Genomic DNA, 274 nt, shown 5'->3' with positions numbered 1-274 from the left:
ACTCATTTTTGCTAAAAAGTCTGACTTAACACGGTTGGCATCTTGTGCTTCTTTTTTTGCCATTGTGAGCTGAATATTTTGCGTTTCATATTGTTCAAGCGTTTCACGATAATCACTGGTTGCTTGGTCAATATTTTTTTGCATTTCGTCTTTTTGCATTACCATAGTATCGGCTATGGTATTTAACCCTTCACGAAGAATATCAAATTCACCCAACATGGTATCAGTAAGGCCAGTACTTCTTTTTCCCTCAACGAGTTTGTCGGTTGCAAGC

The 274-nt window shown here is 38.0% G+C and carries 1 protein-coding gene; it reads right to left on the bottom strand.

The features are described 5' to 3' along the window. A partial coding sequence (locus SB756_RS29930; RefSeq protein ID WP_410913210.1) for a hypothetical protein occupies nt 1-274 on the bottom strand: 274 nt, incomplete at both ends.

Source organism: Pseudomonas sp. SIMBA_068, assembly GCF_046534705.1.
GTDB classification, from domain to species: domain Bacteria; phylum Pseudomonadota; class Gammaproteobacteria; order Pseudomonadales; family Pseudomonadaceae; genus Aquipseudomonas; species Aquipseudomonas putida.
This window is presented reverse-complemented; position numbering and strand designations above follow the sequence as displayed.